This is a genomic window from Streptomyces marianii (genome assembly GCF_005795905.1).
GTDB lineage: Bacteria > Actinomycetota > Actinomycetes > Streptomycetales > Streptomycetaceae > Streptomyces > Streptomyces marianii.
On the sequence record NZ_VAWE01000001.1, the window covers coordinates 2,521,608 to 2,536,805 of the forward strand.

The following is a 15,198-nucleotide window of genomic DNA, read 5'->3' on the forward strand; positions in this document are numbered from 1 at the left end:
CACCCCGTGAGCACCGCCGTGCACGACCGCGCCGCACACGAACCCACCACCGCCGCCGCAGCGCCCGACTCCCCCGTCCGGTCCCGGGGGGCGCGGGTGCTGCTGCTGTTCTCGGTGTTCCTCTGCGCCGCCTGCGGCCTGGTGTACGAGCTGGCCCTGACGGCACTCGGCAGTTACCTCATCGGCAACTCCGTGCTGCAGACCTCGGTGGTCATCTCCGTCATGGTCTTCGCGATGGGCGTCGGCTCGCTGGCGGCCAAGCCGCTGCAGCGCCGTGCCGTCGGCGCGTTCGCCGCCGTGGAGGCACTGCTGGCGCTCGTCGGCGGTCTGTCGGTGCTCGTGCTCTATCTGTGCTTCGCCTGGCTGCGCGTCTACATGCCGGCCATGGTGGTCGTCTCGTTCGTCGTCGGCCTTCTCATCGGGGCCGAGATCCCGCTGCTGATGACCCTGCTGCAGCGCATCCGCCGGCAGGAGGCCGGCAGCGCCGTCGCCGACATGTTCGCCGTCGACTACATCGGTGCCCTCGTCGGCGGCCTGTGCTTCCCGCTGCTGCTCCTGCCGACGTTCGGCCAGCTCAAGGGCGCCCTGGTGGTGGGGGCGGTCAATGCCCTGGCCGGGGTCGTGGTCGTCCTGTGGATCTTCCGCCGGCAGACCCGCCGTGTGGTGCGCACCGGGCTGCTGGTCGTGGTCGCCGCGGTCCTGGCCGTGCTCGGCACGGTGTACGTGCTGGCCGACGACATCGAGGTCACCGCGCGGCAGCAGCTCTACCGCGACCCGATCATCCACGCCGAGACGACCCCGTACCAGGACATCGTCGTCACCCGGTCCACCGCCTTCACCGGGGAGCCCGACACCCGGCTCTTCCTCAACGGCGATCTGCAGTTCTCCTCCGTCGACGAGTACCGCTACCACGAGGCCCTGGTGCACCCCGCCATGTCGGGTCGTCACGCGTCCGTGCTGGTCCTCGGCGGCGGGGACGCGCTGGCCTTGCGGGAGGTGCTGCGCTACGACCGGGTCCGGAAGGTGACGCTGGTCGATCTGGACCCGGCGATGACCAGGCTGGCCCGCGGCTTCGAGCCGCTCAGCGAGCTCAACAGCAACGCGCTCGCGGACCCGCGGGTCACCGCAGTCAACGCCGACGCCTTCAACTGGCTGCGGGACGCGACGGAGCGGTTCGACACGGTCGTCGTCGACTTCCCCGACCCCGACACTGCGGCGCTGGCCAAGCTCTACTCGGTCGAGTTCTACCACCTGCTGCGGAAGGTGCTGAAGCCCGGCAGCCAGATCGTGGTGCAGGCCGGGTCCCCCTTCTTCGCCCCGAAGTCCTTCTGGTCCGTCGCCACGACGATCGGCGCGGCCGGCTACCGCACCACCGAGTACCAGGTGGACGTGCCCAGCTTCGGCAACTGGGGCTACGTCCTGGCCGTTCCCGGCAGGGAGGGCGCGGCGCCGGCCCTGCGTCTGGCCGGTGACGCCCCGCGTCTGCGCTTCCTGGATGACGCGGTCCTGCGGGCCGCGACGGTCTTCCCGCTGGACCGCCGCCCGCAGAAGGTGCGGGCGAGCACGCTGATGGATCCCGTGGTGCTGGAGTACACCCGGCACGAGTGGCAGAACTACTGAGCGCCGCCCGGTCCCGGGGAGCCGGGCCGGCCACGGCCCGTCCGGTCGCAGCCCGGCGGGGGCGACGGAGTGCGGCGCGTCCCGTGACGGGGCGGCGCCGGCCCCCAAGTGCCGTGTGCCTTCAGGAAGTCAACGCGCGCAAGGCATTGACGACCGCACTGGCTCCATCTACAAAACACTCTGAGAGCGCTCTCAATCACTTCCGGCACCATCCCCCTCCCGGAGGTCTTCCTTGAGCACGAGCCGCATCAGCAGACTCTCCCGTACCCCACTCATCACCGCGCTCACGGCCCTCGCCGTCACCCTCACCGGACTCCTCGCCCTCGGTCCCGCGAGCCCGGCCAGCGGCGCCGTACCCCCGGCGCCGGACTGGAACCTCCAGTGGAGCGACGACTTCACCGGTCCGAACCGGTCCCTGCCCTCCTCCGCCGACTGGCAGATCGACACCGGTCACGGCTATCCGGGCGGACCCGCCAACTGGGGCACCGGCGAGATCCAGAACTACACGAACAGCCCGGACAACGTCAGCCTCGACGGCAGCGGCAATCTGCGCATCACCCCGCTGCGCGACGGCGCGGGCAACTGGACGTCCGCGCGGATCGAGACCCGCCGCGCCGACTTCAAGGCCCCGGCCGGCGGCACCCTGCGCATCGAGGGCCGGATCCGGATGCCCGATGTCACCGGGGACGCGGCACTGGGCTACTGGCCCGCGTTCTGGGCGCTCGGCGCACCGTACCGGGGCAACTACTGGAACTGGCCCGGCATCGGCGAGTTCGACATCATGGAGAACGTCAACGGCCTCAACTCCGTCTGGGGCGTGCTCCACTGCGGGGTGAACCCCGGCGGGCCGTGCAACGAGACCAGCGGCCTCGGCGCCAGCCGCACCTGCCCCGGAGCGAGCTGCCAGTCGGCGTTCCACACCTACCGTTTCGAGTGGGACCGCTCCAACTCGCCCAACGTCCTGCGCTGGTACGTGGACGACCAGCTCTACCACAGCGTGAACCAGAACCAGATGGACGCCGGCACCTGGGCCGACATGACCGAGCACGCCGGATACTTCATCCTCCTCAACGTCGCGGTCGGCGGCGCCTTCCCGGATGCGCTGGCGGGGAGGACCCCGACCGCCGCGACCGTCCCCGGCCGCCCGATGCTCGTGGACTACGTCGCCGTGTGGACCCGTGGCGGCGGCACGACCCCGCCGCCGACCGACCCGCCGCCGACGGGCTCCTCCCAGCTGTACCTCCGCGGCGGCGGTGCCGCCGGGGACGCGACCGGGTCCGGCTCCACCGTCACGCTCGCGTCGGCGGGCGGAGCGAACCACGACGGCACCCCGCACAGCCCGCAGGTGTTCACCTCCGGCCCGGTCACCCGGGCGTACAACGGCGGTTCGACGCAGTTCGACCTCTTCGTGGACGCCGGTACGACCGTCGCCAACGGCCAACAGATCCGGGTGAGTTACGACCGCACGGGCGACGGGACCTGGGACCGCACCGAGACGTACCACTACTTCGCCACCGACCCCGTCCCGGGCTACGAGCACTACACCCAGTCGCGCGGACTGCGGTCCGCCACCGGCACGCACGGCGATCTGACGAACGGCAGGGTACGGATCGAGGTGTGGAACGCCATCGGCAGCGGCGCCAGCACCCTGGGCACCGGCAACCAGTCCTCCGTCCGCATCCCCTTCGGCTGAGCGGAGGAAGGACATGCTCATCCGCAGAGTCCCGGCGGGCGCGGCGGCCCTGCTCTTCCCGGCCACGGCCGGCCACGACGCGCGCGGCGACTTCTTCAACGCCTGGAACCAGGCGGAGCCGGAACGCCGGGTGCGGGACTGCGCCGTGGCGGGCTACATCTGCGGAACGGACGGACGCCCCCTCGAGCACTGAGCCACGGGCGGCGGCCGGGTGCAGTACGGTGCCGCCGCCGTGGCGTACGACGGGTGCCGCCGGTTCCCCCGCCCCGGCGGCACTTCCGCTCCCCGGGGCGTCAGGCTCCCGGCGCCCGGAAGTCGACCCGCTTCCGCGCCGCCGCGTCGATTTCCTCGACGCTGAGCAGAGGCACGGCCCGGGACGTGATCGCCCCCGTGGCACGGACCTTCATGGAGCTTGCGGCCATCGAGACGGCGTCGGGCATGTCCAGGACGAGGTACAGGTCGTCGTCGCCGAACGCGAAGTACATCCATTCGAGGGTGCCGCCGCAGGAGCGGAGGACCTGCTCCACGGCCTCCCGGCGGCCCGTGCCGCCCTCGGTGAGCAGGCCCTTGGTGCCCTCGGCGCTGTAGCTGGCCTGGACCAGGTATTTGGGCATCCGTCTCTCCCGTCCGATCGCCTTTGGGTCCACCCTTCGGCATCGGCCGCGATCCGGCCAGCCGGAGGGGGCCGTGCGGGACCCACGGGACGGTCCGGACCGGGGCATACGGATGACGTGCGCGCGGGCGGGCCCTGGTCGTACGCGGTGTGCTTCTTCCCGGCCGGCCGAGGAAGCGGGCCGACTGAGGGTGCCGCCGGCCGAGGAAGCGGGCCGGCCGGCCGCGGGGCCGGGAACGCGTGCGGGCCCGGGGCGGTGTGCGCCCCGGACCCCCACGGGCGGCGGTGGTCTCAGACCTTCACGGCCGGCTCCCTGAGAGCCTCGTCCCGCTGTTCCGGCACCTCGGCGGAGGCCGCGGCCGGGGCGTGGTCGTCGACGAAGGTCGACTCGTCGAACGGGATGCGGCCGGCGAGGACCTCGGCGGCCCGCTCCTTGTCGATCTCCTTGGTCCAGGTGCCGACCAGGACGGTGGCGACGGCGTTGCCCGCGAAGTTGGTGAGGGCGCGCGCCTCGCTCATGAAGCGGTCGATACCGACGATCAGTCCGACGCCGTCGACCAGGGCGGGCTTGTGCGACTGGAGTCCGCCCGCGAGGGTCGCGAGACCGGCGCCGGTGACGCCCGCCGCACCCTTCGAGGCGATGATCATGAAGACCAGCAGGGAGATCTGCTCACCGACCGAGAGCGGGGTCCCCATCGCCTCGGCGACGAACAGCGAGCCCATCGTCAGGTAGATGGCGGTGCCGTCCAGGTTGAAGGAGTAGCCGGTCGGGACGGTGATGCCGACGACGGGCTTCGACACGCCCAGGTGCTCCATCTTCGCGATGAGCCGCGGCAGCGCCGACTCGGACGACGAGGTGGACAGGATCAACAGGAACTCCCGGCCCAGGTACTTCAGCAGCGAGAACAGGTTGACCCCGGCGACGACCCGCAGCAGGGCGCCGAGGACGAGGACCACGAACAGCGCGCAGGTGACGTAGAAGCCGATCATGATGACCGCGAGGGACTTCAGTGCGTCGACGCCGGTCTCGCCGACGACGGCCGCGATCGCTCCGAAGGCGCCCACCGGGGCCGCCCACATGATCATCGCCAGGACGCGGAAGACGAGCTTCTGGATGTGGCCGATCCCGCGCAGCACCGGCTCCCCTGCGGAGCCCATGGCCTGCAGCGCGAAGCCCACGAGCAGCGCGACCAGCAGGGTCTGCAGCACCTCGCCCTCGGTGAAGGCGGAGACCAGGGTGGTCGGGATGACGCCGAGGAGGAAGTCCACGGTCCCCTCGCCGCCGCCCTCGGCCTGCTTCTCACCCGCGGCCCTCGCCGCGTCCGTCAGCTGCAGTCCGTGCCCCGGGTCGAGGAGGTTGCCCACGATCAGGCCGATGGCCAGCGCGACCGTCGACATCACCAGGAAGTAGCCGAGGGCCAGACCGCCGACGGCACCGACCTTGGCCGCCTTGCGCACCGAGCCGACGCCGAGCACGATCGTGCAGAAGATGATCGGGGAGATCATCATCTTGATCAGGTTCACGAACCCGGTGCCGATCGGCTTGAGTTCGACGGCGACGCCGGGGGCGGCGAAGCCCACGACGACGCCGAGGACGACGGCACCGATGACGGCGAGATACAGATAATGGGTGCGATCCCGCCTTGCGGCTGCTGGAGCGGTTGCCACGGGGGTTCCTCCTCGGCCCGATGTTCATCCACGTCCCGGTGGATGCCCGCGACTATTCAGCACCCTGTGACCCCGGTCACCATTGCGTGCGTTTCGTTCACGCGAAATCGGCCAGGCAGACTTGGGCCATGCGCATCCCCCGCCCACGGAGCCTCGCCGGCCAGCTCTTCGCGATGCAGGTCGTGCTGGTCACCGCCATCGTGGCCGGTTTCGCGCTCTTCTCCTACGTCATGGACCGCGGACAGGCCGAGGAGACCGCGCGCCGGCAGACGACGGCGACGGCGACGGCCGTGGCGGACTCCCCGTCGGTGGTGACGGCGGTCCGGTCCGCCGACCCGACGGCGCGGCTGCAACCGTACGCGGAGCGGCTGCGGAAGGACGCGGGGGTCGACTTCGTGGTGATCATGACCCCGGACGGCAGACGCTGGACCCATCCCGAACCGGGTGAGATAGGACACGTCTATCTGGGCCACATCGACGAGGCGCGGCGGGGACGCACGGTGTCGGAGACCTACACGGGGACGCTGGGCCCGTCGGTGCGGACGGTGGCACCGGTGCGGGACGACTCCGGCCGGATCGTCGCGCTCGTCAGTGCGGGCATCACCATCGACAAGATCAGCGAGCAGCTCGGCAAGCAGGTCACGGCGCTGCTGGGGATGGCCGGAGCGGCACTGGCACTGGGCGGACTCGGAACGTACGTGATCAACGCCCGGCTGCGGCGGCACACGCACGGAATGAACGCGGCGGAACTGAGCCGTATGCACGACTACCACGAGGCGACGCTGCACGCGGTGCGCGAGGGACTGCTCATGCTCGACGGGCGCCGGCGCATCGCGCTGATCAACGACGGGGCGCGGGAGTTGCTGGGGCTCGGCGCCGACGTCGTGGGCCGGACCCCCGACGAACTGGGCCTGCCCTCCGGGCTGACGGGGGCTCTGCTGGCGAGCGAGCCGCGCGTCGACGAACTGCACCTGACGGCCGACCGGGTGCTCGTCGTCTCCACCCAGCCGGTGGTCGGCGGTGAGCGGCGCGGCACGGTGGTGACCCTGCGGGACCACACCGAACTCCAGTCGTTGGCCGGTGAACTGGACTCCGAGCGCGGCTTCACCCAGGCGCTGCGCGCCCAGGCCCACGAGGCGGCAAACCGGCTGCACACCGTGGTCTCCCTCATCGAACTGGGCCGCGTGGACGAGGCGGTCGAGTTCGCCACGGCGGAACTCGAACTGGCGCAGGTCCTCACGGACCGCGTGGTGACGGCGGTCGGCGAGCCGGTCCTGGCGGCCCTGCTCCTGGGCAAGGCGGCCCAGGCCAACGAGAGCGGCGTCGAGTTCGTTCTCACCGACGACAGCCGTATCGACGACGGGGTCCTCCCGCCCTGGCTGCCGCCCCGGGACCTGGTCACCGTCCTCGGCAACCTGATCGACAACGCGGTCGAGGCGTCCTCGGGGAAGCGACCTGCCGCACCCGAGGCGCGAGCGGACCGGGCCGAGGGCCGCCGCACGGACGGGTCCGCGGCCGTCACCGCCGGTGCGGCCGCCGCACCCGGCACGCGTCCGCCGGCCTCGCCCGACGCCGCCGCACCCGGAGCGGCCGGACGGCCCACCGCTGTACGGCCCGCCTCCGGGCCGGACCAGGACGGGCCCGGGGCCGCCGTCCCGCGCGCACGGGACGCGCGATCCGGCGCTGATCGGCCGGCCACCGCCCCGGGCGGGCCCGTGGCCGCCGGGCACCGGGCCCACGACCACCGGATCCCCGGCCCCGCCCACGCCGCGCTCGACGGGCCCGGGCCCGGGCACGCAGCGCGCGCCCGCACCGCCGTCGCGCGCCCGCGAGTCGTCGTCACCGCGCGTGCCGACGACAACGAACTCGTGCTGCGCGTCAGCGACACGGGACCCGGGCTCGGTCCCGGGGACACGGAGAGCGTGTTCGAACGTGGCTGGTCGACCAGGGGCCCGGGACGGGGCCTGGGACTCGCACTGGTGCGGCAGGCCGCGCACCGGGGCCGGGGCACGGTCGAGGCGGCCCAGGGCCCTTACGGCGGCGCGGAGTTCACCGTGCGGCTGCCCCTGCACACCACGGAGGTCGACACGTGAACGGACGCCCCGGCCGGGGACGCGGGACGGAGGTGGCGGGATGACCGCCTCCGCCGGGATCCGGGTGCTCGTCGTCGAGGACGACCCCGTCGCCGCCGACGCACACGCGCTGTACGTGGGCCGCGTACCGGGGTTCACCGTGGCGGGCGTCGCCCACTCGCGGGCCGAGGCGTACCGGGTGCTGGAGCGCACCCCCGTGGAACTGATCCTGCTCGACCTCTACCTGCCGGACGGGCACGGGCTCCAGCTGCTGCGCTCCCTGCGGGCCGCCGGGCACTCCGCCGACGTGATCGCCGTGACCTCCGCGCGCGATCTGGCCGTGGTCCGCGAGGGCGTGTCCCTGGGCGTCGTCCAGTACGTCCTCAAGCCGTTCACCTTCGCCACCCTGCGAGACCGCCTCGACCGGTACGCCGAGTTCCGCACCGCCGCCGGCGAGGCGTCCGGGCAGGACGAGGTGGACCGCGCGCTGGCGACCCTGCGCACCCCGCAGCCGGCCACCCTGCCCAAGGGCCTCAGCGCACCGACCCTGGAGGCGGTCACCCGCACCCTCCGGGACGCCGACGGCGGGCTCACCGCGGCGGAGGCGGGTACGGCGGTGGGGATCTCGCGGATCACCGCACGCCGCTATCTGGAGCATCTCGTCACCGAGGGCCGGGCTGCGCGCAGCCCCCAGTACGGCCAGGTCGGCCGGCCCGAGCTGCAGTACCGCTGGCTCCGCTCCGGCCGCTGACCGGCACCGCGCGGGCCGAGCCCGGCCGACACGACGCACGGGACGCACGGTTCCCCGCCACGTACCAACTGCCGTTCGCCGGCCGGCTGACGAAGGGCGCCGTTGACACCCGCGGGGATGATCGACGCGCTGGGCCGCCCGCCGCCGGACCGCGGCGCCGTCCGGTGACGCACCGGGCGTCCTCTCAGCACCGGGCGTCCTCTCAACGGCCGACTCATGGGAACGGCCGACCGCCGGGGGTCCGGCCCGGTGGACCTTTCTACGAGTTCACACCTTGGGCGAACGCACCGTAGCCATACGTGACTCTCCGCTCCTACGGTGTGCGCGTGCACTCCACCCCGCCTTTCAACGCCCCCGCCGCCCGCCGACTGCGCGAGGGCCTGGGGATGGCGCCGGGCCATGTCGCCTACGGGCTCCAGGCCCAGTACGGGCTCCCGGTGACCGCGGACACCGTGGTCGCCTGGGAGCGCGGACTCCTGGCGCCGGACTCCCGGCAACTGACCGCGCTCGCGGGAGTGCTGTGGTGCTCGCCCGGCGAACTGCTCGGCACCCCGCAGAGCCTGCGCGAGCACCGCCTGGCCCGTGCCCTGGGCGCCGAGGACGTGGCCCGCCGGGTGGGCATGGACCTCTCGTCGTACCAGCGCATGGAGGACGGCAACCGCTGGCGCGGGAACGAACGGCAGACCGCCGCGCTCGCCGAGGCGCTGTCGCTGACCCCGCGCGAGCTGCTGACCGCGACCGGACGCGACGAGGAGCTGGCGGAGCTGCTGCGCAGCGCGGCGACCACCCGCTGGCAGGCGTACGTGCGCCCGGTGGCGAAGATGCTGCCGCTGCCCCGACGGCAGCTGGAGGTCGCGTTGCAGGAACTGCACACGGACTACCACGCCCGGATGGCGGCCACCTCCAGCTGGGGCGCCTCGGCCGGCTCCGGGGAGTCGGGCAAGGACTTCCTCGACCGGATCGCCGAGCACTTCTGGGCGCTGCTCCCCGGCTGAGTCCGGTACGGGCCCCGGGCGTCTCCCGCCCGGGGATCGGGCTTCCCGCGCCCGCTCCGCCGGCCCGACGGCAGCGGAGCCGATCGGGTCGGGGCGCACCGGGACGGGGACACCGAGGAGCGAACCGTCGAGGCGCACCGGCTTCTCCTTCGCTGCCCGAGCTCGACGTGCCCGGCCGCGTTTCCGGAGACGACGGCCCGAACCCTCGTCCGCCATTACATGGTTACCAGGGGGTAGATGGAACGCTCCATTCCGTCCATTGTTGAACGCGAACATGCCAAGGCCCTCGGTTCTCCCCGGCCGAAGGGCGTCCACCGGACCTCCTCAGGAGCGAACCCCCCATGCGTGTACGCAGATGGACCACCCGCGCCGCGGTCTCGGCCGCCGCGCTCGCCCTCACCACGTCCATGACGGCCACGGCCTCCGCCCACACCGTGAGCGCCGCACCGCGGACCGCGGCCCCGGCGTCCGTCACCACCCACGCGCCGCAGCGCTCGGACCTCACCGCCGCCGGGCTGGCCGGGATCGACTACGCCACCTGGCAACGCGACGTCACGGCGGCCCTCGCCACCGCCCGCCCCTACATCGAGCAGCGCACGGCCGGCGCGTCCGGACAGCGTCTCGCCATGGTGCTGGACGTCGACAACACCTCGCTGGAGACGGACTTCCACTACTTCTGGGAGTACCCGACGCCCGCGGTCAGGCAGGTCCGGGACCTCGTCCGCTACGCCGACTCCCGCGGGGTGGACATCTTCTTCGTCACCGCCCGCCCCGACATCATCGAGGCGCTGACGTCGTACAACCTCAGGAAGGCCGGGTACCCGGTCGACGGTCTGTACGTGCGCAGCCTGCCGGACCTGTTCGACGAGGTCAGCGCGTACAAGACCGGCAAGCGCGCGGAGATCGAGGCCAAGGGCTACACGATCATCGCCAATGTCGGCAACCGGCCCAGCGACCTGGTCGGCGGCCACGCCGAGCGGACGTTCAAGCTGCCCGACTACGACGGCAAGCTGTCCTGAGCCGAGCCGCGCGGTCCGCGCGGGTTCCGTCCGTCCGCCTGCCGGGTCGCGCCGCGACCGGGCAGGCGGACGGTCCCGTGCCGCGTGCGCGCGGGGCGGCGGACCCGCGTCAGAAGACCGACTCGGCCTCGCGGACCCGGTGCTCGGGCACCGTCTTCAGCCGGGTCACCGCCTCCGCGAGCGGCACCGTGACCACCTCGGTGCCGCGCAGCGCGGTCATCCTCCCGAACTCGCCGCGGTGGACGGCCTCCACCGCGTGCCAGCCGAAGCGGTTGGCGAGCACCCGGTCGTAGGCGGTGGGCGTTCCGCCCCGCTGCACATGGCCGAGGATGACCGGCCGGGCCTCCTTGCCCATCCGCCGCTCCAGCTCCGCGGCCAGCCGGGTGCCTATGCCGGTGAAGCGCTCGTGCCCGTACTGGTCGATCTCTCCCTTCTTGTAGACCATGGAGCCCTCGGCCGGGTGCGCGCCCTCGGCGACGCAGATGACGGCGAACTTCTTGCCCCGGGCGAAGCGTTCCTCGACCATCTTGACGAGGTCCTCGACCTGGAAGGGCCGCTCGGGCAGGCAGATCCCGTGTGCGCCGCCGGCCATGCCGGACTCCAGCGCGATCCAGCCGGCGTGCCGCCCCATGACCTCCACGACCATGACCCGCTGGTGGGACTCCGCCGTGGTCTTCAGCCGGTCGATGGCCTCGGTGGCCACCATGACGGCGGTGTCGAACCCGAAGGTGCGGTCCGTGGAGGAGATGTCGTTGTCTATGGTCTTCGGCACGCCGACGACCGGCATGCCGGCGTCCGACAGCATGCGCGCGGCGGTCAGCGTGCCCTCGCCGCCCACCGGGACCAGAGCGTCCAGCCCGTACTTCCGCGCCAACTCCGCGCTGGTCTCGGCGGCTTCGCGGAGCCTGGAGCGCTCGAGCCGGGCCGAGCCGAGGATCGTGCCGCCGCGGGCGAGGATGCCGCTGACGGCGTTGAGGTCCAGGGTGCGGTAGTGGCCCTCGAGCAGGCCCTTGAACCCGTCCTCGAACCCGATGACTTCGTCTCCGTAGCCGGTCATCGCACGGTGCACGACCGACCGGATCACTGCGTTGAGGCCGGGACAGTCGCCGCCTGCGGTCAGAATTCCGATGCGCATCGTGCCGTGTCTCCTGCTCGCTCGTGGTGCCGGTGAGCCTCATTCCGATTCTCACACGCAGGGCCGGGGCCACGCCGGTCCGGCGGCCTCGGACGACCCCGGACCCGGCGGGCGTCATATCCATCTGTGGAGGTATTGTCAAGAGGATATTGCCACCCTATCGAGTTTTCTTGAGCCCCCGAGCGCAGCGGGCACCTCGCGCTCGGCCACAGCCCAGCAGGACAGGAGAGCACGCGTGACGCGCAGCGTGTACGTGACGGGGATCGACCGCGGGGACGGCCGCCAGGTGGTGGACCTGGGAGTCATGGAACTCCTGACCCGCCAGGTGGACCGCGTGGGGGTGTTCCGGCCCCTTGTGCACGACGGACCCGATCGCATGTTCGATCTGCTGCGGGTGCGCTACCGGCTCTCCCAGGATCCCGCGACCGTGTACGGCATGGACTACAGCGAGGCGGCGGCGCTGCAGGCCGAGAAGGGCACCGACGAGCTGGTCTCCCGGCTGGTCGACCGCTTCCACGAGGTGGCACGCGACTACGAGGTCGTGCTCGTCCTCGGCACCGACTTCCGCGCCACCCAGCTCCCCGACGAGCTGGCCCTCAACGCGCGCCTGGCCAACGAGTTCGGCGCCTCGGTGATACCCGTCGTCGGCGGCAAGGGCCAGACGGCCGAGTCCGTGCGGGCCGAGGCCCGCAACGCCCACCGGGCCTACGAGGTACTGGGCTGCGACGTCCTCGCGGTGATCGTGAACCGGGTGGCGGCCGAGGACCGCGACGTGATCGCCGAGCGCCTCTCGGCCCGGCTCCCCGTCCCCTGCTACGTCCTGCCGGACGAGCCGGCGCTGGCAGCGCCCACGGTCGCCCAGGTCAGCCAGGCCCTGGGGGCCACCGTGCTGCTCGGGGACGACTCCGGGCTCGCCCGGGACGCGCTCGACTTCGTCTTCGGCGGCGCGATGCTGCCCAACGTGCTGAACGCCCTGAAGCCCGGCTGCATGCTGGTCACCCCCGGGGACCGCGCCGACCTGGTGGTGGGTGCGCTGGCCGCCCACTCCGCGGGCACCCCGCCGATCGCGGGTCTGCTGCTGACCCTCGACGAACGCCCGGGCGAGTCGATCCTCACCCTGGCGTCCCGCCTCGCCCCCGGCACCCCGGTCATCTCGGTGCCCGGCGGCTCCTGGCCGACCGCCACCGAACTGTTCTCGCTGGAAGGCAAGTTGAACGCCGCCACCCCGCGCAAGGCGGAGACGGCACTCGGTCTCTTCGAGCGGCACGTCGACACCGGGGGCCTCCTCGCGCGTCTGGAGGTCGCCCGCACGGGACGGGTCACCCCCATGATGTTCGAGCACGACCTGCTGGAGCAGGCCCGTGCCGACCGCCGCCGCGTGGTACTGCCCGAGGGCACCGAGGAGCGGGTACTGCGCGCCGCGGACGTGCTGGTGCGCCGCGACGTCTGCGATCTGACGCTGCTCGGCGACACCGACGCCATCCGCAAGAAGGCCGCCGACCTCGGCATCGACCTGGGCGACGTCCAGCTGATCGACCCCGCGGCCTCCGAGCTGCGGCCGCGCTTCGCCGAGCTGTACGCGCAGCTGCGCGCCCACAAGGGCGTCACCCTGGAGCTGGCCCACGACGTCGTGGCGGACGTCAACTACTTCGGCACCCTGATGGTCCGGGAGGGCCTGGCCGACGGCATGGTGTCGGGCTCGGTCCACTCCACGGCCGCCACCATCCGCCCCGCCTTCGAGATCATCAAGACCAGGCCCGGGGCGTCGATCGTCTCGTCGGTGTTCTTCATGTGCCTGGCCGACAGGGTGCTCGTGTACGGCGACTGCGCGGTCAATCCCGACCCGGACGCCGAACAGCTCGCGGACATCGCGGTGCAGTCGGCGGCGACCGCCTCCCGCTTCGGCGTCGAGCCGAGGATCGCGATGCTCTCGTACTCCACCGGCACCTCGGGCTCCGGCGCGGACGTGGACAAGGTGCGCGAGGCGACCAAGCTGGTGCGCGAACGCCACCCCGAACTCCGGATCGAGGGCCCGATCCAGTACGACGCGGCGGTCGAGCCGTCCGTCGCCGCCACCAAGCTGCCGGACTCCGAGGTGGCCGGCCAGGCCACCGTCCTGATCTTCCCCGACCTCAACACCGGCAACAACACCTACAAGGCCGTGCAGCGCTCGGCCGGCGCCGTCGCCGTCGGCCCGGTGCTCCAGGGCCTGCGCAAGCCGGTCAACGACCTCTCGCGCGGCGCGCTCGTCAGCGACATCGTCAACACGGTCGCGATCACCGCGATCCAGTCCCAGGGTCAGGAGTTCACCGCATGACCGGTTCCGCCACCGCCACTCGCGTCCTGGTCCTCAACTCCGGCTCCTCGTCGGTCAAGTACCAGCTGCTCGACATGGAGGACGGCACCCGGCTGGCCGTCGGACTCGTCGAGCGGATCGGGGAGGAGACGTCCCGGGTGGTGCACACCCCGCTGACCGGCGGGGCCGGGAAGCGGGAGCGCACCGGTGCCGTCCCGGACCACGCCGCCGCGCTGAAGGCGGTCGCCGAGGAGCTGGCCAGCGACGGACTGGGCCTGGACTCCCCCGAGCTCGCGGCGATCGGCCACCGGGTGGTGCACGGAGGGCTGAAGTTCTCCGCCCCGACCGTGATCACCGACGAGGTCATGGCCGAGATCGAGCGCCTGGTCCCGGTGGCGCCGCTGCACAACCCGGCCAACATCACCGGCATCCGCACGGCCCGGGCGCTCCGCCCCGACCTGCCCCAGGTCGCCGTCTTCGACACCGCGTTCCACACGACCATGCCGGAGTACGCGGCGCGCTACGCCATCGACGTGGAGACCGCCGACGCGCACCGGATCCGCCGCTACGGCTTCCACGGCACCTCGCACGCCTACGTGTCCCGCCGGGCCGCCGAGCTCCTGGGCAAGGCCCCGGAGGAGGTGAACGTGATCGTGCTGCACCTGGGCAACGGCGCTTCGGCGTCCGCGGTCCGGGGCGGGCGCTGCGTGGACACGTCGATGGGTCTGACCCCCTTGGAGGGGCTGGTCATGGGCACCCGCTCCGGGGACATCGACCCGGCGGTCACGTTCCACCTCAAGCGGGTGGCGGGGATGTCCGAGGACGACGTGGACGTGCTGCTCAACAAGAGGAGCGGGCTGGTCGGCCTCTGCGGCGACAACGACATGCGGGAGATCCGGCGGCGGATCGAGGAGGGGGACGAGCGCGCGCGGCTCGCCTTCGAGATCTACATCCACCGGCTGAAGAAGTACATCGGCGCCTACTACGCGGTGCTCGGACGGGTGGACGCGGTGGTGTTCACGGCGGGGGTCGGCGAGAACTCCGCTCCCGTACGGGAAGCTGCCGTCGCCGGTCTGGAGGAACTGGGGCTCGTGGTGGACGCGGACCTCAACACCGTACGGTCGGACGTGCCGCGGTTCGTCTCGCCCGACCACGCGCGGGTGGCGGTCGCCGTGGTGCCGACCGACGAGGAACTGGAGATCGCCCGGCAGACTTTCGCGCTGGTCGGCGTGGACCCTCGCGACCGCGACAGAGCCACGCTGAAGGGCAACGCCTGAGCGACCCCCTGCCCATTTGTACATTCCACCAGACGGAATATTCCGCGGAGAAACAAACC

At 72.2% G+C, this 15,198-nt stretch carries 12 protein-coding genes; 9 read left to right on the forward strand and 3 right to left on the reverse strand.

Annotated elements, in window-relative coordinates:
- Positions 1-6 precede the first annotated feature (6 nt).
- From FEF34_RS11260 to FEF34_RS11270, 3 genes are all read left to right on the forward strand, one after another.
- The gene (locus FEF34_RS11260) at positions 7-1,620 is read left to right on the forward strand and encodes a polyamine aminopropyltransferase (RefSeq protein ID WP_325063629.1); all 1,614 of its coding nucleotides are present in this window, start codon (positions 7-9) and stop codon (positions 1,618-1,620) included.
- Between the two features lie 232 nt (positions 1,621-1,852).
- Positions 1,853-3,313: a glycoside hydrolase family 16 protein gene (locus tag FEF34_RS11265; RefSeq protein WP_138053054.1), complete on the forward strand. Its 1,461-nt coding sequence runs from the start codon at positions 1,853-1,855 to the stop codon at positions 3,311-3,313.
- 13 nt (positions 3,314-3,326) lie between these two features.
- Positions 3,327-3,506, forward strand: coding sequence for a hypothetical protein (locus tag FEF34_RS11270; RefSeq protein WP_138053055.1), 180 nt, complete (start codon positions 3,327-3,329; stop codon positions 3,504-3,506).
- A 100-nt stretch (positions 3,507-3,606) separates the two neighbouring features.
- On the opposite strand, the gene FEF34_RS11275 is transcribed toward FEF34_RS11270, so the two are convergent.
- Entirely contained in the window at positions 3,607-3,927 is a 321-nt protein-coding gene (locus FEF34_RS11275; protein ID WP_138053056.1) for a GYD domain-containing protein, read from the reverse strand.
- 290 nt (positions 3,928-4,217) lie between these two features.
- On the reverse strand, positions 4,218-5,594 hold the full coding sequence (locus tag FEF34_RS11280) for a cation:dicarboxylate symporter family transporter (RefSeq protein WP_138053057.1): 1,377 nt from the start codon (positions 5,592-5,594) through the stop codon (positions 4,218-4,220).
- Between the two features lie 128 nt (positions 5,595-5,722).
- On the opposite strand from FEF34_RS11280, the gene FEF34_RS11285 reads away from it, so the two are divergent.
- The 4 genes from FEF34_RS11285 (at position 5,723) to FEF34_RS11300 (ending at position 10,431) form a co-directional block, all read left to right on the forward strand.
- Positions 5,723-7,687 carry a sensor histidine kinase gene (locus tag FEF34_RS11285; RefSeq protein WP_138053058.1) on the forward strand — a complete coding sequence of 655 codons (1,965 nt, stop codon included), beginning with the start codon at positions 5,723-5,725 and terminating at the stop codon, positions 7,685-7,687.
- 40 nt (positions 7,688-7,727) lie between these two features.
- The gene (locus FEF34_RS11290) at positions 7,728-8,417 is read left to right on the forward strand and encodes a response regulator (protein ID WP_138053059.1); all 690 of its coding nucleotides are present in this window, start codon (positions 7,728-7,730) and stop codon (positions 8,415-8,417) included.
- A 386-nt stretch (positions 8,418-8,803) separates the two neighbouring features.
- Positions 8,804-9,412, forward strand: a complete 609-nt coding sequence (locus tag FEF34_RS11295; protein WP_138057408.1) for a helix-turn-helix domain-containing protein — start codon at positions 8,804-8,806, stop codon at positions 9,410-9,412.
- Between the two features lie 341 nt (positions 9,413-9,753).
- Positions 9,754-10,431: an HAD family acid phosphatase gene (locus FEF34_RS11300; protein ID WP_138053060.1), complete on the forward strand. Its 678-nt coding sequence runs from the start codon at positions 9,754-9,756 to the stop codon at positions 10,429-10,431.
- Positions 10,432-10,540: 109 nt separating this feature from the next.
- On the opposite strand, the gene FEF34_RS11305 is transcribed toward FEF34_RS11300, so the two are convergent.
- On the reverse strand, positions 10,541-11,566 hold the full coding sequence (locus tag FEF34_RS11305) for an ATP-dependent 6-phosphofructokinase (RefSeq protein WP_138053061.1): 1,026 nt from the start codon (positions 11,564-11,566) through the stop codon (positions 10,541-10,543).
- A 235-nt stretch (positions 11,567-11,801) separates the two neighbouring features.
- On the opposite strand from FEF34_RS11305, the gene pta reads away from it, so the two are divergent.
- Positions 11,802-13,883: a phosphate acetyltransferase gene (gene pta / locus FEF34_RS11310; protein ID WP_138053062.1), complete on the forward strand. Its 2,082-nt coding sequence runs from the start codon at positions 11,802-11,804 to the stop codon at positions 13,881-13,883.
- On the forward strand, positions 13,880-15,139 hold the full coding sequence (locus tag FEF34_RS11315) for an acetate kinase (protein WP_138053063.1): 1,260 nt from the start codon (positions 13,880-13,882) through the stop codon (positions 15,137-15,139). Before pta ends, FEF34_RS11315 begins: the two co-directional genes overlap by 4 nt.
- Positions 15,140-15,198: the final 59 nt, after the last annotated feature.